Origin of the sequence: Roseobacter phycocola (assembly GCF_042055075.2) — a bacterium.
GTDB lineage: Bacteria > Pseudomonadota > Alphaproteobacteria > Rhodobacterales > Rhodobacteraceae > Roseobacter.
Window position 1 is genome coordinate 108,102 of sequence record NZ_CP194010.1, and the last position, 20,383, is coordinate 128,484.

Annotated in this window: 22 protein-coding genes; 13 read left to right on the top strand and 9 right to left on the bottom strand. The window is 58.5% G+C overall.

The genetic code is table 11. From position 1 onward, the window contains the following. The 3 genes from AB4K19_RS00855 to AB4K19_RS00865 all read right to left on the bottom strand — a co-directional run bounded on the left by AB4K19_RS00855 (position 1) and on the right by AB4K19_RS00865 (position 3,082). Entirely contained in the window at positions 1-1,128 is a 1,128-nt protein-coding gene (locus AB4K19_RS00855) for an efflux RND transporter periplasmic adaptor subunit (protein ID WP_375230077.1), read from the bottom strand. A gap of 250 nt (positions 1,129-1,378) precedes the next feature. Continuing rightward, positions 1,379-1,930 carry a carbonic anhydrase gene (locus AB4K19_RS00860; protein ID WP_375230078.1) on the bottom strand — a complete coding sequence of 184 codons (552 nt, stop codon included), beginning with the start codon at positions 1,928-1,930 and terminating at the stop codon, positions 1,379-1,381. A 45-nt stretch (positions 1,931-1,975) separates the two neighbouring features. Next, the gene (locus AB4K19_RS00865; protein ID WP_436398722.1) at positions 1,976-3,082 is read right to left on the bottom strand and encodes an NmrA family NAD(P)-binding protein; all 1,107 of its coding nucleotides are present in this window, start codon (positions 3,080-3,082) and stop codon (positions 1,976-1,978) included. Between the two features lie 81 nt (positions 3,083-3,163). Between AB4K19_RS00865 and AB4K19_RS00870 the strand changes: the two genes are divergently transcribed. Then, on the top strand, positions 3,164-3,829 hold the full coding sequence (locus AB4K19_RS00870) for a winged helix-turn-helix transcriptional regulator (RefSeq protein WP_436398723.1): 666 nt from the start codon (positions 3,164-3,166) through the stop codon (positions 3,827-3,829). A gap of 3 nt (positions 3,830-3,832) precedes the next feature. On the opposite strand, the gene AB4K19_RS00875 is transcribed toward AB4K19_RS00870, so the two are convergent. Continuing rightward, positions 3,833-4,684, bottom strand: coding sequence for a LysR family transcriptional regulator (locus tag AB4K19_RS00875; RefSeq protein ID WP_436398725.1), 852 nt, complete (start codon positions 4,682-4,684; stop codon positions 3,833-3,835). A 93-nt stretch (positions 4,685-4,777) separates the two neighbouring features. Here AB4K19_RS00875 and AB4K19_RS00880 point away from each other — a divergent pair, with 93 nt between their 5' ends. Beyond that, on the top strand, positions 4,778-5,143 hold the full coding sequence (locus AB4K19_RS00880; protein WP_375230083.1) for a DUF1330 domain-containing protein: 366 nt from the start codon (positions 4,778-4,780) through the stop codon (positions 5,141-5,143). A 217-nt stretch (positions 5,144-5,360) separates the two neighbouring features. On the opposite strand, the gene AB4K19_RS00885 is transcribed toward AB4K19_RS00880, so the two are convergent. Both AB4K19_RS00885 and AB4K19_RS00890 read right to left on the bottom strand, forming a co-directional pair. After that, the gene (locus AB4K19_RS00885) at positions 5,361-6,572 is read right to left on the bottom strand and encodes an oxidoreductase (protein WP_436398727.1); all 1,212 of its coding nucleotides are present in this window, start codon (positions 6,570-6,572) and stop codon (positions 5,361-5,363) included. After that, a complete protein-coding gene (locus AB4K19_RS00890) occupies positions 6,562-7,224 on the bottom strand; it encodes a TetR/AcrR family transcriptional regulator (protein WP_375230086.1) in 663 nt (220 codons plus the stop codon). The genes AB4K19_RS00885 and AB4K19_RS00890 overlap by 11 nt, the downstream gene beginning before the upstream one ends. 91 nt (positions 7,225-7,315) lie before the next feature. On the opposite strand from AB4K19_RS00890, the gene AB4K19_RS00895 reads away from it, so the two are divergent. Beyond that, positions 7,316-7,723, top strand: a complete 408-nt coding sequence (locus AB4K19_RS00895) for a hypothetical protein (protein WP_375230087.1) — start codon at positions 7,316-7,318, stop codon at positions 7,721-7,723. 69 nt (positions 7,724-7,792) lie between these two features. Here AB4K19_RS00895 and AB4K19_RS00900 read toward each other — a convergent pair whose 3' ends face one another. After that, positions 7,793-9,166, bottom strand: a complete 1,374-nt coding sequence (locus AB4K19_RS00900) for a hemopexin repeat-containing protein (protein WP_375230088.1) — start codon at positions 9,164-9,166, stop codon at positions 7,793-7,795. Between the two features lie 355 nt (positions 9,167-9,521). Between AB4K19_RS00900 and AB4K19_RS00905 the strand changes: the two genes are divergently transcribed. The 7 genes from AB4K19_RS00905 to AB4K19_RS00935 all read left to right on the top strand — a co-directional run bounded on the left by AB4K19_RS00905 (position 9,522) and on the right by AB4K19_RS00935 (position 16,995). Beyond that, positions 9,522-9,791 (top strand): glutaredoxin family protein, encoded by a 270-nt coding sequence (locus tag AB4K19_RS00905; protein WP_375230089.1) that lies wholly within the window; start codon positions 9,522-9,524, stop codon positions 9,789-9,791. A gap of 674 nt (positions 9,792-10,465) precedes the next feature. After that, the gene (locus AB4K19_RS00910; protein ID WP_375230090.1) at positions 10,466-11,314 is read left to right on the top strand and encodes a universal stress protein; all 849 of its coding nucleotides are present in this window, start codon (positions 10,466-10,468) and stop codon (positions 11,312-11,314) included. Positions 11,315-11,405: 91 nt separating this feature from the next. Beyond that, positions 11,406-12,383: a Bug family tripartite tricarboxylate transporter substrate binding protein gene (locus tag AB4K19_RS00915; protein ID WP_375230091.1), complete on the top strand. Its 978-nt coding sequence runs from the start codon at positions 11,406-11,408 to the stop codon at positions 12,381-12,383. Between the two features lie 23 nt (positions 12,384-12,406). Beyond that, on the top strand, positions 12,407-12,910 hold the full coding sequence (locus tag AB4K19_RS00920; protein ID WP_375230092.1) for a tripartite tricarboxylate transporter TctB family protein: 504 nt from the start codon (positions 12,407-12,409) through the stop codon (positions 12,908-12,910). Between the two features lie 22 nt (positions 12,911-12,932). After that, positions 12,933-14,444: a tripartite tricarboxylate transporter permease gene (locus tag AB4K19_RS00925; protein ID WP_436398731.1), complete on the top strand. Its 1,512-nt coding sequence runs from the start codon at positions 12,933-12,935 to the stop codon at positions 14,442-14,444. Between the two features lie 52 nt (positions 14,445-14,496). Continuing rightward, on the top strand, positions 14,497-16,008 hold the full coding sequence (locus AB4K19_RS00930; protein ID WP_375230093.1) for an AMP-binding protein: 1,512 nt from the start codon (positions 14,497-14,499) through the stop codon (positions 16,006-16,008). Between the two features lie 9 nt (positions 16,009-16,017). Beyond that, a complete protein-coding gene (locus tag AB4K19_RS00935; protein WP_436398734.1) occupies positions 16,018-16,995 on the top strand; it encodes a 2-dehydropantoate 2-reductase in 978 nt (325 codons plus the stop codon). A gap of 134 nt (positions 16,996-17,129) precedes the next feature. Here the strand turns inward: AB4K19_RS00935 and AB4K19_RS00940 are convergent, their stop codons facing one another. Next, positions 17,130-17,747, bottom strand: a complete 618-nt coding sequence (locus AB4K19_RS00940; RefSeq protein WP_436398735.1) for a TetR/AcrR family transcriptional regulator — start codon at positions 17,745-17,747, stop codon at positions 17,130-17,132. A gap of 70 nt (positions 17,748-17,817) precedes the next feature. Here AB4K19_RS00940 and AB4K19_RS00945 point away from each other — a divergent pair, with 70 nt between their 5' ends. Genes AB4K19_RS00945 through AB4K19_RS00955 form a run of 3 tightly spaced genes read left to right on the top strand, consistent with a single transcriptional unit; the run spans position 17,818 to position 19,326 of the window. Next, on the top strand, positions 17,818-18,354 hold the full coding sequence (locus tag AB4K19_RS00945; protein ID WP_375230096.1) for a redoxin domain-containing protein: 537 nt from the start codon (positions 17,818-17,820) through the stop codon (positions 18,352-18,354). A gap of 54 nt (positions 18,355-18,408) precedes the next feature. After that, positions 18,409-18,876 (top strand): YybH family protein, encoded by a 468-nt coding sequence (locus tag AB4K19_RS00950; RefSeq protein WP_375230097.1) that lies wholly within the window; start codon positions 18,409-18,411, stop codon positions 18,874-18,876. 42 nt (positions 18,877-18,918) lie between these two features. After that, entirely contained in the window at positions 18,919-19,326 is a 408-nt protein-coding gene (locus AB4K19_RS00955; RefSeq protein ID WP_375230098.1) for a hypothetical protein, read from the top strand. A gap of 210 nt (positions 19,327-19,536) precedes the next feature. Here AB4K19_RS00955 and AB4K19_RS00960 read toward each other — a convergent pair whose 3' ends face one another. Further along, entirely contained in the window at positions 19,537-20,277 is a 741-nt protein-coding gene (locus AB4K19_RS00960) for an FkbM family methyltransferase (RefSeq protein WP_436398737.1), read from the bottom strand. Between the last annotated feature and the right edge of the window lie 106 nt (positions 20,278-20,383).

Below are 20,383 nucleotides of genomic sequence, written 5' to 3' on the forward strand. Positions count from 1 at the left end.
TCAGTTGCCTGCGGTCAATGGCAGTTCGGTCATCTCCGGCGTTACCACAGCACCGGGGCGCGCGCGCACTAGCCCCTCGATTACGATGGTTTCAGACCCGTCGAGGCCTTCGCGCACAACGCGGTAGCCATCAATACGGGGACCCGGGCGGATTTCGCGAGGCGTCACGTTGCCCTCCGCATCAACGGTCATCACGAGGCGGCGGTTCTGGTCGGACGCAATCGCCGCGTCGGGGATCAGAACGCCTTCATAGGGGAGTGAGCCCGGCACATTCACGCGCCCGAACAGCCCAGGCGTCAGCAGTTCGTTCGGGTTGCTCAGGACGGCCCGGACCCGCATTGTCCCGGTTTGCTGGTCAATCCGGTTCTCCGAGAAGTCGAGCGTGCCGATCTGTGACGGTATACTCCGGTCTGCCACCGACACCCGGACCTCAAGATTGGCGGCACCCTCCTGCAGAACAGAGCCGCGTTCACGGGCATCACGCGCATATGCGAGGAAATAGCGCTCGTCGATATCAAAGAAGAAGTAAATCGGGTCCGTTGCGACGATTGACGTCAGCATCGTGTCCTGCGCCACGACCAGGTTGCCCGGGTCGAGGAGCGCCTGATCAATCCGGCCGGAAATCGGGGCGCGGATCTCTGAATATTCCAGGTCAAGTTCTGCAAGTTCGAGTGCCGCCCGGGCCTGTTCGAGCGCCCCCTGCGCTGCAAGAAATGCTTCGCGGCGCTCATCCACGACACTTTGCGGGATGGTGCCGTTGCCAACAAGCGCTTCGGCGCGTTCCAGCTGTTCTGTGGTGAAGTCGTTCGTTGCCTCAGCGATGGCGATCTGTGCCCGGGCCTGACGGACAGCGGTCTGGAACTGTCGCTGGTCAATCGTGAAAAGCAGCTGGCCCTGCTCAACAAGGCTGCCATCCACAAAATGTACCTTATCCAGGAAACCTGAAACACGGGCGCGGACGTTGACTTCGCCCGAGGCGCCAAAGCGGCCAACGAATTCGTCATCCTCAACGATCTGTTTCACAACGGGTTTTGCAACCGTGACCACAGGCGGGCCCTGTTGAGCCTGGGCGGGCAAAAGGTGTGCGACGGAAAAAATAAGGGCAAGGCACATCGACCTGAGAAGCATGGATCACTCCTTGTATCTGCCCGGCTATGCTAGCCTTGTTTTCCCGCAATACAACCGCTGCCTGGTACTGTCTGCTCCCTGATGCCACCAAGGTTGAGTAGTTGCAGCAAATGGCGGCAATGCGCCGTGCTGCCGTTTAGTCTGTCAGACCTGATGTCTGCGCCGAAACAGACAATACGCGGCCCGTTTGTGAAGCGGGCCGGCACCAACAGTGTGAAAAAACCGCCGGGTGCGGGTGGCAACGCCCCAACTATGCTCCTCCGGATGCTCGCAGATCGGCAAGGGACGTCGTTCCGGCAATTTCGCGCGCGACACCGGTTTCGATGTCGTACAGCATTGCCGACACCGTCAGATCGTCGTGCAGGTCCGGCGCATCTTTGAGACGGTCAATGTCCACCAGTAAGTCGCGCTCGGGGTCCGTGATTGCCGAGGCGGAAACGTCAATGCCTGTCCGGTCTCTGATCTGGGCCTGAAACTCCGGGTTGGCGAAGTGCTGTGCCCCGCATTTTGTGTGCTGCATCAGGACGATATGAAAACCGGGTATTTCCTGGCCGGTGACCCGCCCCACCAGAAGGCTGAGCGCGGTGATTTCCTCAACGATGGCCGGCGTGACGCGGCCGCCATTGTTGCGCATGACGACTGCGTCGCCAAGTTCCAGGCCAAACACCGCGGACGGATCGACCCGGGCATCAATGCAGGCGATGATGATCATGCCCAGTTTTGGCAATGCGACCAGGTCGCCCTGTCTGAAGTGTTGTGCGAAGTCTTGGTTGCGGGTTTTCAGGACATCAACGTTAGACATGGGAAATTCTCCGGGTGTTGCGGGGTAAGCTGTGCGACAGCGCGTTCAGGCGGATTTGAGCCGTTTGACGGCGCCCGGACGGGGGACATGTGTGCGTGCCCACTCTTCGGTGTCCTGGCTGAACCGGGGCTGTCTGGGCGCGACGTAGTCACGATCACTTTGTACGCGGGCCAGATCCAGTGCCGGGGTCGCCAGTATCTTCATGAAGCCGGCCATTGCTGCCAGCCGGCGGCTGAGACTGGTTTTATACCGGGGTTGCCCGGCAACATAGCGCCGTACGATGTCCTCAAAAGCCTCAGGCGTGCGCCCGCCGACCATCTCTACATCCGGCGTCGGCGCATTGACTGCAAAGCTGCCGCGGCGATATTCCTCCGCGTAAATTGCCAGCTGCGATACCGCGGCGGCCGAATAGTTGGCCGGAGGATGTGCCCGCAAAGCCTTGGTCATCATCTTTTCTGAAATATCCACGTATCTGACCCTGCGCCCCAGGGCCTCGCCGATCGCTCCGGCGATGTCGTTGGGCGACAAAAGTGTGGGGCCGGTCGGGCGGTAATGGCAATGCGCATGGGTTTCCGGATCAAGGAGTGCCGCGACAGCGACGCTCGCGATATCTTCGTTGGATGGCGGCGCATTCTTTTTCTCGTCGCCTGGCCCAAGTGGCATCGTAAACAGACCCAGATGTGCTGCTGTATCGAGGACCATCAGGTAATTGTCCGCAAACCAGCCCGGATCAACGGATGTAACGGTCGTATCCGGGGACAGGCGGGCCAGCTGATCGGAGATATAAACCTCCCGCGTGAACAGCGACGGATGGTCCGCACTGGACAGCCATTGGCCCAGTGTCACGATATGTTCAAGTTTTGCCTCTGCGGCGGCCACAGTAAATGCCGCGTTGAAGTGCAATCCGTTAGGGGCGGTGGGTGCGCACTGATATGCGCGGTCCATGCCCTGCATTGCGGCCCGCAGATCTGAAAGATCGTATTGATTACCAACAAAAATTTCAGCGCCCGCGCGCTCCAGCCGTCTGGCGCGCTGATCATAGCGGCGCACAAACGCACGGACATCCGCGCCCTTGTGCAAAAGCTGGAGGGTCACGGGCAGCCCGGTTTTCCCGGCGGCGCTGGTGACGAGGATTTTTGGCTGTGTTGACATGTGGTACCTCGGCTTCATATTGCAGGAGGATAAATAAAGTGAACACTTTAAAAAATAAAGTAACGTTTTTGTGAGGCAAGGATGGCGAAACCACGATCCTACAAACTGCTCTGCCCGATTGCGCGGGGTCTGGACCGGATCGGTGACCGGTGGACACTGCTGGTCCTGCGCGATCTGCATGCCGGTCCGGCACGTTTTACGGACCTTCAGCGCGGGCTGACCGGAATTGCCGCCAATCTGTTGACCGAGCGGCTGGCAAAGCTGGTTGAGGATGGCATCATCCGGAAAACTTCCGGACCGCACGCAACGACCCTCTACGAATTGACCGATCTGGGGCACAAAACGCAGAACCTGATTTTCGAACTTGCGATGTTCGGAGCGCAGTTCCCGCCCGAGAACGATATCGTCGATCCCGGCAATCTGAGAACCGTCGCTGTCACATTGGGTGCTGCGGCACGACGCGTCTCTGCAGAGGGGCTCAGCGTTTCAGCCAGCCTGATCGTGGATGGCGAAGAGATGGAACTGATGGCCAGGGACGGCACCGCGTCTGTCGCTTACCGGCCGGCATCCGAACCCGACGTCGTTTTGCAAACCAGCTATGCCGCACTGATGGCGCTGTCGGAGGGCGAGATTTCAGAAGAGGTCTTTGTGCAGGATCATTGCCGGATCGACGTAAAGGTGCCTGGCAGGGAACGTGATCTGTTCAGTCTGTTTTCCCTGATCCTGGCGGTGTTCAGGGAAAGCTAGAGCTTACCGGGATTCACTTTTCAGTTCGGATCGCAGGAACTGTACCAGTTTGTGAATGCGGTGCAGGCGTCGTTGTTCCGGCAGGCAGATCAGCCAGAGCCTGAGCTGGTGCTCGGCGATGGGGGCAGACACCGCAACAAGACGTGGATCAGCATCGCCAAGTTTGCTGGGCAGGATGCCGAAACCCACGCCCTGCGCAATATATTCCCGCAACGGGATGAAGCCATCAACGGACATGACGATCCGAGCATCCGGAAACAGGTCCAGCACCTCTGCCATGACCTTCGATCCCCCTGGATAGGTGATATATCGGCTCAGATCGGGTGTCGTGTCCGCACTGTGATAGTAGCGGTGTGACACCGCCCCGAGATCATAAGATGCCACGTCGCGCGGGGCGTTCCGGCTCAGGCGCAATGCGACGTCTGTTTCGTACCTGCGCAGCGACGCCATCCGGTCGGTGGCGGTCAGTTCCAGCAGGATGTCCGGGTTTTCGCGTTCAAACCGCGCAAGAGGTTCAACAAGGGTCAGACTGAACTGCAGCGGCAAAGACAACCGCACTTTGCCCATCGCGTGGCGTTCAGCGCTCATCGGTTTGCCAAAGAACGACAGTTCCTGATGGGCCCGCTCAGCGGCCGCGAAGGCTTTGCGGCCGAGAGGTGTCAGCTCAAACCGGCCGTCTACCCGGTCGAACAGGGCCCGCTCGACCGTAGCTTCGAGCGTATCAATCCGCCGTGCGACAGTCGTGCGATCGATATTCAGTCGCCTCGCGGCACCACTGAGGGTTTTTTCATGGGCCAGTGCCAGAAAGATCGGCAGTTCGGCCCAGGGAATTCCAGGGTGTGCATTTTTGCCCATTGGTCTGCACTATTCCTCATTCAGTGGTGTTTTTGCACGGTATATACGCTCTCCCACCGACGCAACACATTCCGAACTGAAAGGAACAACCACATGAGAAAACTCTTCCTCGCCGCTTTCTGCGCTGCCGTTACACCGTTTATCGCAATGGCTGAACCTGCCTATCTTATCGGCCAGATCCAGGTAGATGACTGGGACGCCTTCATGAACGACTACGGCAGTGCGGCTGCACCGTCGCTGATGGAATTCCAGGGCAAGGTGCTGGTCGGCGGTCCCGGGGCGACAGTCATCGAGGGCGACTGGACCGGCAACCATACAGTTGTCATCGAATTCGCAGACATGGAAACTGCGAACGCCTGGTATAATTCGGCCACATATGCAGAGGCGCGTCCGCTGCGTTTTGCAAACACCAGTCTGAACAACATTGTCTTTGCAAATGGCTTCAGCATGCCTGAGTGAAGCGTGGCATCGGGGCCCCCGGTCTTCGGTGTATTTCCTTTTGCGAGCGCGTCAGGCTAGTGCGTTTGATCGCCACCATCTGATCTGGTGGGAAGCCTGCCATCAATGACAGCGTCAGCAGGGATCGTGCACAAAGTGCCTACATCTGCGGGTGCTGTGTCCGGGCCCGTTTGAAAATTTCGGCCGCCCGGATGCGGCACCCTGCACAAAACTAGGGTCAGGACCCTGCGCCGGAGCCAAAGCGCCTGCGCCACAACAATGTGCGTTCTGCGTCGCGTTCGTTGTAGGCTTTGACCGCAGCGGGCAGGTCAATGTCCTGACCTTCGCTGTCCTGGCCAAGCTCGGTCATGCGCATTGTGTACCAGGCTGTGATGCCGCCTTCAGGGGGTGCATTAAAGCGTGGAAAGGTGATGTCGCCGGAGCGCGGGAAATCCGAAGCCTGCCAGCGGCGCGGCAGGTGGGGATCGAGAACAAGACTGCGCGCAAGACCGACAATATCAGTTTTGCCACTGACGACGGCGTCAATGGCCTGGTCCCGGGTTTTGAAACCACCGGTCACCATGAGGGGTATTCTGGTTCTGGTCCTGGCGGCTTCAGCAAAATCAAGGAAGTAGACGCCGGACGCGGTCGCGTGAGATGCCGAGGCTGCACCAGGGAAATAAGTGCCGCCGCTGATGTCGATGAGGTCGACGCCTGATACCTCCAGTGCAGCGACAACTTCCAGAGCGTCAGTCGGAATGAGCCCGCCTTCAAGTTGGTCAGTCGCGTTCAGTTTGACGCCGACGGGGAAAGTCGGCCCAACGGCGCTGCGAACGGCTTCGACGACCTCCAGCAGGAGACGCATTCGGTTGGTGACAGCGCCGCCGTAAGCGTCGCCGCGCCTGTTGAACAGGGGTGACAGGAACTGACTGAGCAGGAAGCCATGAGCCGCGTGAATTTCTACGCCGCCGAACCCAAGTTCGCGCGACAGACGCGCAGTGCCCGCGAACATGTCCGGGAGTGCGCTGACTTCCGCAAAGGTCATTGCGTCACATTGTAACCCCTCCAGGTCGAGAGCGCTTGGCCCTTTCGGCGTGCCGGTTGGCGCGTGGGTCATCGCCCCTGCATGCCCCAGCTGCAGCCAAAGTTGTGTTGAGGGCCCGGCACCTTTTTGCGCAAGCGCGCGAAAGGGATCCGGATTTGCGTCATCGGTCAGGACTAGATTGCCCGGCTTTTCTGCAAAGTTCGGGTTCCCCTGTACCTCCCCGATGATGGAGAGGGCGACGCCGCCTGCCGCCCAGCGTTCGTAAAGCCGCTGTTGGGTTTCTGTCGGGTTGCCCATGCCATCCCCCAGTGAATCCGACATCGCAGCTTTGGCAAGGCGATTGGACAACACGGCGCCACACGGCAGTTCCAGCGGGGTGAAAAGCGGGGAGGGGTCAGGGCTCATGCCGGGTCTCTCCTGTCTGATGGCGCGGGGTCTGGTTTTCACCCGGTGTGGGCGTGTCGCTCAACAGGGTGCGCAGATGTGCAACGGCGCGGGCCGCCCGATCGTCCAGTGCGGCGCCTGTGGGTGCGGGCAGACGGCCGATCACCCGCCGGATCTGCTGATCGCCAATCAAAAGGTCCAGGTAAAGCCCGACGGCCTCACCGGCGTGGTCAAAGTGCAGCTGCCCTTCGTTCTTTGCGCGTTTCAGGACCTGTTCAAGCAATGGAAAGACGGCCTCACGCCCGGCCTTTGAAAGGGTCGCGCCCAGTTCGCCGGTGCTGTCTGCCGCAGCCGCTCTGTTCAGGGCAACTGATCTGTCACCGGTCAGGAGTTTCAGCAGTTTTGGACCCAGCGTGCCAAGAATGGAAAGAGCGTCGTTGTCTGATTCCAGTTCGGTTTCCAGATACGATTTCACCTCCTCCGCATTGCGCGTGACGAGTGCCTGGAACAGTCCGTGCTTGTCGCCATACCAGTTGTAGAGCGTCTCGTTTGATGCCTTTGCCTGCCTGGCAATGCCAAGCATCGACGTGCCTCCGTACCCTTTGGCCTCCAGAACTGCGTAGGCGGCATTTTCGATCTGCAGCTGGCGCTGCGCTTTCTTTTCCTGACGCAAAACAAACTTTCTCCCGCTGCTTGACACAATCCGTAACTAAAATTACGGATATAGGCAACCGTAATCATAAATACGCTTTTGGAGAAGTGAAATGACTCATACCGACCGCCAGGTAACCGCCGCACTTGTGACGCTGATCATGCTGCAGGCCACTATGCTGTCCGCACTGTACGCCGGCATCAGGCCGCACCCGCCCGTTGCGACACCGCTTTTTGGCATTGCGCCGTTTCTGGGGGCGGCAATGTCGGTTGCTGTGTCCGCTGTGATTGCGCAACCAGTTGCAACAGCGACCGGCCGGTGCCTCGCTTTGCTGGCGGCCGTCACGGCGCTCGTTTCCTTTGGGCCGCACAAGTATTTTGACCCGCAGTTTGCACTCATCTGGCCTGCGGTCGTTCTGGGCCAGCTCGCCGCGATCGTCATTTTTGTCCGTGTGTACGGCCGGATACGCGCAGACCGCAGTGCAGTCCCTGCGCCTTCAGCGGGCGCGGGGACCCTGTGATGTGCCGCTTGCCGGCGCCACTGGCAGCGGTTGCTGAAAAAAACTGTGGCGTTCCTTCAGCGCAGGCTCTTACGGATCGCCATAGATTGCACCGAACATGTTGCCGTCGAAGTGGCTGTCTTTCTGGGCAATGCCGCGCGGCCTTGTCCCCCAGGTCCATACCCTGAAACGGTACATGTCGCCCTGCCAGAAGGGCCGGCGTTCAATATCAAGATTGCCTTCGTAGACGACATAGTGGTTCGGAACCGCCGGAAAGGCACTCTCATTGCGCGCCATAGCAGCATCGACCAGAAGGATGCTGATCCCGCCGCGTCTGTGCGCCAGATCTCCCTTTTGCAGAATCTCTTCGTCGCCCCAGACGAAGGTGGTGTCGACCTTCACATTGCGCAGCCGCAACAGCTCTTTTGCCCACCCCTCTATTTCCCAGGGAAAGGCAATGCCCTGCTCGATATTCTGTGACCAGCCTTCGTTGCCATCGATCGTGAAAATGACATTCGCGGCGTCACGCATGCCGGCCATCGTCAGCCAGTCCACCTGACGTGTGCCGTGGCTTGCAGCCGATCCCATGACATCCGCGGACGGGCGCATGGTTTTCGTCTTCATCCGGTGGCTGCCTTTGTCGTAGAGGTCGGCAACCAGCCGGACGTAGTCGCGCGGACGCTGGCTGGCCAGCCCGTATAGAATGCACGCAGGCCCGCACATCGGGGTGCTGGCCTGGTTGATGCGCCAGGGGTCTTCAAGAGTATCGCGCATTTCCTGCGCCAGGATCGCGCGGCTCAGCTGAGGCCATTTGCCTGGCGTTGACTTTTGCTCGAACGCGCGGATTGCCTGTTCAGCAATTGAAAAACCCAAACCGGGCCAGAGCGGTCTGGTATCTTTGGGGTAGCCCCGGTCCGTGCGGTGCGTTTTCAGATCGTAACGCCAGTACCGGTGGTCCCGAAAGAAATACACCTTGTCCTTCCGGTCGCCGGTGCCCAGCAGCACAGCGTCGAAGGGCCCCTGCAAACCACGCCAGTTTGCCGATACCGACAATGGGTAGCCATCGTCCTTCTTACCTTTTGCGAAATCAAAACGGATATATTGCCGGCCCCGGAAGAAATACATCTTGTTGTTGATCGGGTTCAGAAAACAGGCATCCACGCCCTGCGGCCACAGACCCGGCCAATGCGTCGCAATGTTCTGGGGATATCCGGGATCTGTGCGGCGCTTCGTCAGATCGTACCGCCAGTACCGTCTGCCCTTGAAGAAATAGACTTTGTCGGCGCGGTCGCCCTGACCTTCGATGATCGCATCTGGGTTGCGCGGTACACCTTTCCAGTGATCTGCAATTCTTTTGGGGTAACCACGGTCGGCCTTGCCCGCGCCAAGATCGAAGCGCCAGTACATTTCGTCTTCGAAAAAATACAGTTTGTTGTTGGGTAGTTTATGAGCTGCTGAAAACACAGGGTCTCCTGAAAATAGAAAGTGAAAAAGACTATTGTTGTTCCAGTATCTTAAGCGCGTCTACCTGGGGTTGAAAATAGGTACTTTTGCCAATGGTCCTGCGGCGACCTGCACGTCGAAGGTGCGTGCCACCCGGCGTTCTGAAATCCGGGATGAGCGACTGTGTTTGCGGCATTGACGGCCGAAGCACTGCAGTTGTGCTGTCGGCGAAAATCTGGCGACCCGACACAGTCGCTGATTGAGCCAGCTTGGGAACATCACCAGGCGGGATGTCCCAACGATAAGTTTACCGGTTTCAACTTGCGTATCAGTCCGGAAAGTCTGACATCGGCGAACGGCAAAAGGAGGTTTCGGAATGCCCAAAGCGGTTCTGTATCGGATGGATCTGCCCGGTTATACCTGTGGCTTTGGCACAGCAGCCCGCGACCTGCTCCGGCGGGAAAATTTTGAGATCGAAGAGCACATTCTTCGGACACGCCGGGAAACAGATGCCTTCAAAGACAAGCACCACATCACGACGACACCACTGATCTTTATCGATGGTGTCAGAATTGGTGGCTTCACCGATCTGAAGAAACATCTGAAGGCCCTGAAACCGAAGCGTAAACGGTTCTGGAAACGCTGATCGGTCGTTTTGACCAACTCAGGAGATAATCTACTGATCATTCCCCGACAGAGGCAAAGTTGCTTTTGGGAGTTTCAGAAAGAGCATGCGCTTCCGGCCCGGTATCCCGGGTGCCCGCTTTCAGGCCTGAGCGGATGTCGTCACGTCGATGGCCATCGGTCTGAGTGGAATGCGAGCTCTGGGTTGATTTGATCCGCCGTATCCAACGGTGCGGGATCACCGTGCACGCGCCCCGGGCCGATCATCAGAACAGGCGAATTGATACCTGGCGTGCCCCGCATATGGTGCGGTCCCTGCAGGACAGGGTTCCGGCTCGTTCGCACCATAAGAAGATACCGCTTCTGCAAGCAAAAAGTGTGAGCCGGCAGTCATCTCACGTTCTGTTTGTGTGCGAATGCTACGCTTTTGCGCAGGAATCACCAATCCGGTCGGTTTTGGTGCAAAAGCGCAGTATACATCTGCATGCAAAAAAATAACTTAAATACAAGGGATTAAAAATACAGGAAAATTTGATAGGTAACTATATTTCCGAAAAAAATAATTTGACGCAACATTATTGCTGAGCCAAATCAATGGGCGTTGGGCAGGCTGAAGGCGCTGCATAACAGAACCTGGTGTTGTGGCACGGCGAACGTGCCTGACGTTTGATGGCAAACAGAAGGGCGTGTTGATCAATGATCAGATCCATTCTCGTTCCAGTGCGTGGAGATGGCATGGTTGCGACCGTGCTGGCGCACGCCGCCGAGATCGCAAAACGACACGATGCCCACGTCAAGGTCGTCCACTGCAGGCCGCGCCCGAAGGATCTGATCCCGACAGGCGTTCCATTGCCGGAGTTCATGCGCAAAACCATGCTGGACCAGGCCAACGACCTGGCCACGCGCCAGGAAAATCATCTGCGGGGCATTCTGCACAGGCTTGCGGCCGAATATGGACTGACCGAAGACGGCACAGAAGGCGGGGCGCGCTGTACCTTTGTCGAAGAGCCGGGCCGCATGGCCGACGTCGTAAAACACGCGGGGCGTCTTTCTGACCTGATCGTTCTGCCAAAGCCGCAGAAAGAGCGGAACCTTGGGCAAAGCTCCCTGAAGTCGGCGCTCTATGGAGCCGGGCGTCCTGTTCTGATCTGCCCCGGCGAACTGCGCCCCGATGAGACTTTCGCACGCCATGTGGCCGTTGGGTGGAACGGTTCGCTCCCGGCGGCACGGGCTGTGGCGTCCTCCCTAAGTGTTGTCCAGGCCGCGGACAAAGTCACGATACTGACCGGTGGCAAGGTGCAGGTGCACGGACCCACTGCCGAAGAACTGCAGGAATATTATGCCTTTCGGGGAATTTCGGCGTCGGTTGTGACGTTTGACAAAACGGACCCGGCACGCGCCCTGCTTGATCTCGCGCAATCCATTGAAGCCAGCCTGCTGGTGACGGGCGCGTACAGCCACAGCCACGAAACCGAGATGCTCTTTGGGGGCAACACGGAACGGATTGTCGACCACATGGAGATGCCCGTTCTGATGGCCCACTGACCTGCAGCAACACCTGAACTGTCACCCGGATTACCACCCACTTTTCAACTTTAACGGCCGGTCGCCGGCTCATATCGGAGGAGAACTACAAATGAAATTCTCGAAAAGACTGTTCCTTGGCCTTGCCGCCAGCACTGCAATGGCTGCCATGCCCCTTTCGGCGCTCGCCGATGGCTGGAAACCCAAGCGGCCAATTGACTTTACCATTATGGCCGGTGCCGGTGGCGGCGCAGATCAGATCGCGCGGTTTGTCCAGTCGGTGGTGGAAGCCAACGACATGACCAACCGTCCGCTGATCCCGACCAACCGTGGCGGTGGCTCCGGCGCTGAAGCGCTGCTGCACCTGAAGGATGCCCGTGACGCAGACCACACAATCATGGTCACGCTCAACTCGTTCTACACCACGCCGATCCGGCAGGAGGGGCTGGGGATTGATGTGGAAACGTTCACGCCGATCACCATGATGGGTGTGGATCCGTTTGTGCTCTGGGTACATGCCGACAGCGGGATTACCACCTTTGAGGAATACGTTGCCAAAGTTCAGGAGATGGATGGTGAGTTCGTCATGGGCGGTACCGGCTCCGGGCAGGAGGACAGCATCGTTATTGCGGCGATGTCCGATGCATATGATCTGAAAATCAAATACATCCCCTATGACGGCGGTGGCGCTGTTGCGAAAGATCTCGCAGGCAAGCAGATCATGGCGACCGTGAACAACCCTGCCGAGGCCAAGGGCTTCTATGAAGCCGGGGAATTCGTACCGCTTCTGGCCTTCTCTGATGAGCGCATGCCTGCGTATCCTGATGTGCCGACCATGAAGGAAAAGGGTCACGACTTCTCGTATTATAACCAGCGCGCGATCGTTGGTGCTCCGGGTATGTCTGCTGAGGCCGCTGCCTACTACCGCGACGTCTTTGGCCAGGTCTATGATGGCGATGCATGGCAGAACTATCTTGTCTCCGAGAGCCTGTCACCGCTGCCGATGGATGAAGCGAAGACCCGTGACTACTGGTCCGTGCAGGTCGAAAACCACCGTAAACTGCTGAACGCAATCGCAGGCGAAAGCTGAGCCTGAACGGGGAGGAGGGCATCATGCGTCAGGGCGAAATATCACTCGCGGGTCTGCTTGCCCTCTTCTCACTCTATCTGATGTGGAAGAGCACTGAACTTCCCATCGGTTACATCAGCGGGCAGGGCCCGGGAGGCGGTTTCTGGCCTTTCTGGCTCTCGTTCGGGATGCTCCTGAGCTGCATTGCGATCGGCTGGAACTGGTGGCGGGGCACGAGCCCCGCCGCACAGTCGGATGAACCTTTGATGGACGATTTCGGCTGGCGTACCGTGCTCCATGTCGGGGGCGGCATTGTCGGATTTGTCGCACTCATCAACGTGGTTTCCATGTACGGGGCCATAGCATTGTTTCTGGTTTATTATCTGCGGTTTCTCGGGCGGCATTCGTGGTGGCTGACGCTGGCCATATCGATCGGCCTGCCGGTCGGGTTGTTCTTCTTCTTTGAGGCGGCGATGCTGATTTCCATGCCGCAGGGGATGCCATTTACGCAGCCATTCTTCGACGTGATGTACGACATCATTTACTGACACCGGGCGGGCAGATTTTCACATGGAAGTTTTGAGTTTTCTCACGGACGGCGTGCTGCTTGCTCTGGCACCGGCAAATCTATTCCTGATCCTGATCGGTGTCACCGTGGGGCTTTTCATCGGCGCTATGCCGGGGCTGGGGTCCGTAAACGGAGTTGCGATACTGCTGCCGATCACCTTTCTGGTGCCTCCCTCATCGGCGATCATTTTTCTCGCGGCGATCTATTATGGCGCGATGTACGGCGGGGCGATCTCATCGGTCACGCTGGGTATCCCGGGCGCATCCACTGCCGTCGCGACCACCTTTGACGGCAGGCCGCTGGCGCTCAAAGGCCGCGCGAGCCTCGCGTTGGTCACAGCGGCCATTGCCTCGTTTATCGGCGGGACAGTGGCCAATGTCTTCTTCACCCTTTTTGCCCCCATCCTTGCCGGCCTCGCGCTTTCGTTTGGTCCGCCGGAGATCTTTGCGCTCATGCTGCTGGCTTTTGCGACCTTTGTGGGTCTCGGCGGCGACGATATCCCCAAAACGATCTTCTCTATCTGCTTCGGCCTGGTGCTGGCCACGGTAGGGTTTGACACCATTTCGGGCGAGCCGCGTCTTGTGCTGTTCGACATCCCGGGCTTTCTGCGCGGCATTGGCTTTATCGTCCTGGCGATCGGTGTCTACGGGATCGGCGAGATGCTGTGGACGATCGAACAGACGCGCGGCGAGATCACAACAACCAATCCAAAAATGACCGTGCGCGGCATGGCCTCTGACACCAAAGAGGCCATCCGCCGCGGCTGGAAAGGCACATGGATCGGTTCCTTTATCGGGTTTTTCGTCGGCATTCTGCCAGCCGCGGGTGCTACGCCCGGGTCGCTGATGTCTTACGGTGTGGCCAAAATGGTGTCCCGCAGGCCGGAGGAATACGGCCAGGGCACGCCAGACGGAGTGGCCGCACCTGAGGCGGCGAACAACTCGGCCTCTACAGGATCGATGCTGCCGATGCTGACACTGGGCATTCCAGGCTCGCCCACAACGGCGATCCTGCTTGGGGGGATGGTCATCTGGGGTCTGACGCCAGGCCCGCGCCTCTTTATTGATGAAAGCGAGTTTGTCTGGGCGCTGATCGGCTCATTTTACATCTCGAATGTTGCCGCACTGCTGATCAATCTGGCGTTTATTCCGCTTTTTATCTGGATGCTGCGGATGCCGTTCACGATCCTCGCGCCGCTTATTTTCGTGCTCTCGATCATCGGTGGGTTTGCCGCAGCGCGAAGCATGCATGACATCTGGCTCATCGTGATTTTCGGAATTGCAGCGTTCTTCATGCGCAAATTCGACTATCCTCTGGCGCCGGCCGTTCTCGCGATTGTCCTTGGCCCCATTGCTGAACCTACTCTGCGGCAATCACTGCTTCTGTCATCCGGGGATCCGATGATTTTTCTGACCCGGCCCATTGCGGGACCGATTACCGTTGTCGCAATCATTCTGATACTGTTGCCTGCGATGAAGCTGCTGCGCAAAAAGCGCACTGCGTCCGCGGTCTGAGGCCAAAGAAAAACGGCGCGCGCGCCAGCACGAAAATTCACGGGGAATACCAATGACGACACTTGCACACCTGATTCAACCGCATCCTGACGCCGCACCGGCGATCGGCGCGCCGGGCCGGGACTGGATGAACTACGGAGAACTCAGGAAACTTGCCGGAAGCGTTCGCGCCTCGCTCAGAAATGCGGGCGTTGGCGCGCAGGACCGGGTTGCGATCGTTTTGCCAAACGGTCCCGAAATGGCCGCAGCCTTTGTTACAGTTGCGCAATCCGCAACTACCGCGCCGCTGAACCCCGCGTACAAAGAAGAGGAGTTCGCCTTCTACCTCGAAGACCTCAAAGCGCGGGCGATCATTGTTGAGGCAGGCTATGACGGCCCCGCGCGTGCCGCCGCGAACCGGTTCGGTCTGGCGGTTATCGAACTGACCGCTGTTGAGCCCGCCGGCATGTTCACGCTTTCGGGGCCCCACGCAGAAGCTGCTCCTGATACTGAGCCCACGGCAGATGACATCGCGCTGATCCTGCACACTTCCGGTACGACATCACGGCCCAAGATTGTCCCGCTGCTGCAGTCAAATGTTGCTGCTTCTGCCGAAAACATCCGCGCTTCTCTCGCACTCACTGCCGGAGACTGCTGCCTGAACGTGATGCCGCTGTTTCACATTCATGGCCTTGTCGCCGCTGTTTCGGCGTCGCTGGCCGCCGGTGCGTCGATCAGTTGTGCCCCCGGGTTTGACGCGCTGAAATTCTTTGGCTGGCTCGAAGAGGTCAATCCGACCTGGTACACGGCAGTGCCGACGATGCATCAGGCGATCCTCGCACGGGCACCCCGCAATGCTGAAGTTATCGCGAACGCAAGGCTGCGCTTTCTGCGTTCCTCCTCCTCGTCGCTCCCGGGTCCGGTCATGACACAACTGGCCGACACGTTCGGTGCACCGGTGGTTGAAGCCTACGGCATGACCGAAGCTGCACACCAGATGTGCTGCAACCCGATTGAACCGGGGCGTCAGAAACCCGGGGCAGTGGGTTTACCCGCAGGGCCCGAAGTACGTATTGCACATGAGATCGAAAACCGCCTGATCGACGGGATTGGCGAAATTGCGATTTCCGGGCCGAATGTCACACCGGGCTATGAGGGTAACCCGGAGGCCAACGAGAAGAACTTCTTTGAGGCCGGGGGAAAGCGATGGTTCAGGACAGGTGATCAGGGGGCCTTCGACAGCGAGGGATATCTTTCGCTCACAGGCCGTCTGAAGGAGATCATCAACCGCGGCGGAGAAAAGGTAAGTCCGCTGGAGGTGGATGGTATCCTGTCTGATCACCCGGCTGTCGGGCAATGCGTTACGTTTGCCATCCCGCACGACAAGCTGGGCGAGGAGATCGGTGCCGCAGTGGTGCTCAAGGACGGTCAGAACGCGACAGACCGGGAAATCCGCGATTTTGCCGCCGAACGCCTCGCAGCTTTCAAGGTGCCGCGCAAAGTCCTGATCCTGGACGAGATCCCGAAGGGGGCCACCGGCAAGCTGCAGCGCATCGGCCTCGCTGAAAAACTGGGTTTGGGGTAAGGGCGCATTATGAAAATCTGTATTTTTGGCGCCGGAGCTATCGGCGGTTATATGGGCGCGAAACTGGCCGAAGCGGGGGCGGATGTCAGCCTCGTGGCGCGCGGCCCTCATCTGGCTGCTATGCGCGAAAACGGGCTCCGACTGATCGAGGAGACCGGCGAGACGACGGTAAAGGTGACGGCCTCTGACAAGGCTGCGGACCTCGGACCACAGGATTATGTAGTCGTCACGCTGAAAGCTCATTCCGTGCCAGCGGTTGTGCCGCACATGCAGCCGCTGATCGGGGAAAACACGACGATTGTCTCCGGGGTCAATGGCGTGCCCTGGTGGTATTTCCACAAAATCGGTACCGATCTTGAGGGCACGCGTCTGGCTTCTGTCGATCCGGGGAACGCGCAGTGGGATGGTTTTGGCCCGGACCGCGTTCTGGGCTGCGTGGTTTATCCGGCGGCTGAGGTCGTCGAACCCGGTGTTGTCAAACACATTGAGGGCAATCGGTTTTCGCTTGGAGAGCCGGACGGATCAAAATCGGAGCGCGCACTGGCGTTGTCAAAGGCGTTGGCCGCTGCCGGGCTGAAAGCGCCGGTACGCCCCAAAATCCGCGATGAAATCTGGGTTAAACTCTGGGGCAATCTGTCCTTCAACCCCATCTCTGCGCTGACCCACGCGACGCTTGATGTGCTGTGCACGGAGCCTGGCACGCGCGAGGTTGCGCGCAACATGATGCTTGAGGCACAGACCATTGCGGAAAAACTGGGCGTCCGGTTCCCCATTGATGTGGATCGCCGGATCCGGGGCGGCGCAGAGGTGGGGGCGCACCGGACATCGATGCTGCAGGATCTGGATCAGCAGCGCCCGATGGAGATCGACGCGCTGGTCGGTTCTGTGCGTGAGCTTGGCCGCATCACTGACACCCCGACACCCACAATCGATACTGTGCTGGCACTGGTTAGTCTGAGGGGCAAAGTGGCGGGTCTGTACTCATAGCGCGCCCACCAGCTGTGCACTCGTCGGTCAGGAGCAGACTTCAGGACCGGGCCGCTCGTTGTCGTGCAGCTGATAATGGTATTCTCTCTGATCCCGGGGCCCGTAACGCGGACCCCTGGATACCAAAGCCAGGCTCAGCTTTCGGGATCCGCCAGCACGGCCTGGACATATTTTTCGATGTCGCCTGAAAGATCGGTATCGGCAAAACCGGCGCGCGCCCGGAACACCATGCCCTGGCGCAGATCAAAGAGAAGCCTCGCGCGGTCTTCGCTCGGAAAGTCAGCGGGCAGGGTGCCCTTTGCGATTTCATGGTCAAAACGGGCTCTGATACGGGCGTCCGTTGATATGATGGCGTCTCGCAGCATCCCGGTCGTCCCCTCTACGTGGCCCGCACTGGTTGCCACGCAGGAAACGAGAAAGCACCCTTTGGCACCACTTTCGTGATGCGTCGAGTAGTCGACGACGGCGTCAAAGAACGCGCGCACAGCTTTTCGGATGTCGGGCTCCGTTTCCAGCGCAACGAGGGGCGTGCAGGCATCGTTGGTCGCGTAACTTTTGATCGCTTCCAGATAGAGACCATGCTTGTCGCCGAACTCTGCGTAAAGACTGGGGCTGTTGATACCCATCGCATCTGTCAGCAGTTTCATTGATGCGCCTTCATATCCCTGTTTCCAGAACACGCCGACAGCCCTGGCCAGGGTATCCTCGCGGCTGAATGTTTTCGGGCGGCCTGCTTTTTTTGTATCGCTCACTACAAAATACCTTGACGTTTCTCTTTCCGTGTATTTTATAACGATCAACACAAAACACAAGGATGCGAAAATGACATCTCTGAAGACACCAGCGGGGGCGCAGTTCCCGGACATCAGGGTTTCCGGACCGGACGGCGCAGAACTGACACTCGGTAAGCCACAGGGCGGCCACGACTGGCAGATGGTCGTCGTGTATCGCGGTGCGCATTGCCCGATGTGCACGACCTATCTGAAAGAGCTGGAAACGCTTTTGCCGGAGTTCCACGCGCTTGGTGTGGATGTCATCGCGGTCTCCGCTGATCCTGAAGACAAAGCCCGTGATCAGCTCGCACTGATTGAGCCCGGCTATGCGGTTGGCTTTGATCTGAGCGTCGATCAGATGCACCGGATTGGCCTTTATTTGTCGGACCCGCGATCCCCTGAGGAAACAGACCGGCCTTTTGCCGAACCGGGTATTTTTGTGGTGAATGCGAACGGGCAGGTCCAGGTCACAGATATCTCGAATGCTCCGTTTGCACGGCCTGATCTCAGAACTCTGCTGGCCGGGCTTCGCTTTATCCGCAACCCGGAAAACAACTATCCGATCAGGGGAACCCGCGCTGCATAAGGCGCCGCCCCACCACCACCTGATATTCCTGTAACCACCTGAAAGGACAAGCTCATGCGCTTGACATCCGCCCTCTCTGCCGTTGCCGTGATTGTCTGTCTGGCGTCACCAGCTGTCGCCGAAACAGCTGCTCAGACCACAGCCCGTGAAAGCCTGAAAGCGTTCAATGACCGCTTCAATGAACTGGCCGCGACCCATGACGCGGCGGGTTTGATCGCTCTTTATGACGAGGACGTCTACTGGATTGCTCCCGCTGCGCGTCCGGCCCGTGGGCGTGACGGGGTTCCGCGTCAGACCATCACTTTCATGGCTGAGCACAAAGGTGCGCTCTCTCACACGATCGAAGACCTGTTTATCTCAGACGACGGCACCCAGGCCGTTATGAAAGGTGTCACCCGGGCGTCCGTTGAAAGCCAGGGTTTCGCGCTGGAAGGGTCATACATCTACGTCCTTGAACGGGATGACGAAGAGGCGCCGTGGCGGATCGTACTGGATATGTTCAGCAACTACGCGACGGAATGACCGGCATGTGCCCGGAACACCGGATCAGCAGGGAGAACCAATATGACTATGTCTGAAACCCACCCGAATGCTGCCGCCGTCCGGGAAACTCTGGACGGTCTGATACATGGCGTCTCAGGGCATTCTTTTGACGTGCTGGACAAACTGTATCACAGCGACATGCAGACCTATCTGCTGCTGAACGACGGCACGCTGATGCGCAATGACAAAAAAGGCTTCATGGCCTTTATCAAAGATAACATGGGCGTTCTGACAGATGAGAACCCCTGGGTGAAATACCATCTGGTTGAAGCGGACGACACGCGTGGGCACATCATCGTCAGCCGCAGGAATGACGCCACCGGGCGGTATCAGCTGATATCGCTCAGCATTGATTTTGTGCTGGAAGAAGGCAGCTGGCAGATCATCCGCGAAGTCATCATGACGCGCAGTGATGCTGAAGACGCCTAAAAGACGCGGTTTTGGTTCTGCCGGTATGTGGCCCCCCGCGCGGCGGACGGCGCTGCGGGGGAAGACTGCACGCGCGCTCGTGTTTTCGGGCTCTGTGGTGCCGTCCGTCATTCCTACCGCCGGTGAACCGGCCGAAACGGTTGCTCTCTCAAGGGCCATCAGCGAAAAATCCGCCTGGGCGCCAGCGCTACAGAAACGGCAAGGCCGGGCTCATCCGGATGTCTTCCTGTTGATCATAAGGCAATCAAACTCCACGGCCACATTGTCCAGATCTGCCACCTTTGAAAAAGCCGTCACGCCAAAACCGGCAGCGCGAAAAACCTCCAGTGACCGGGCAATATCGGGCATGCCTTCGTATATCGGCTGCATCGCGACTTCGGACTGCAGCGCGACGACCTGAGGCAGAATTCCTTTTGCGCCCGCGAAGACTTCAAGGTCAAAGCCCTGTGTGTCCAGTTTCAGGAAGATGCGTTCTGCACTGGCATCGGGCGTGATGTCGGCCAAAAGTCCGTCCAGCCGCTTCAGAGGGACAGTGACTTCCCTCTGCACCTGATTGGCCTGTTCGATCCAGCCTGCTGACTCTGCCGGTGGCAGAAAGGACGAAAAATCATCTGAGCGCATCACCTTCAGCTGCATCTCTGTATCGGCGGCACCAAGCGCCACAGGCATGATCGTCCAGTTGGGAATACCGGATGCCTTTTTACTCAGAAATTCATACAACTCGGGGATGGGTTCAAACGTCACAACAGGGCCACGATAGTCCGTGAACCTTTGGATGAAATCAAAGTACTGCCCCCTGTTCCCGCCCACATCGATGATCATGGTCGGTCTGGTCATCCGGAACAGCTTGTTTAGCTGGAAAGCATAGTGATGCCGCAGCACGGCGCTTTCCCTGTTTTTCACAAGGTTCCACCCCAGATGCCGGGATACTTTACTCAGGAAACGCTTCATTTCTGACCTTTGCCGGAGGTTCCGGTTGCTGGTGCATTAGTTAATGCAGCGTCGCTTTGAGGAAAGGCATTGTGTGTCGGGCCCACAACGCCGGGAGAATTGCAGG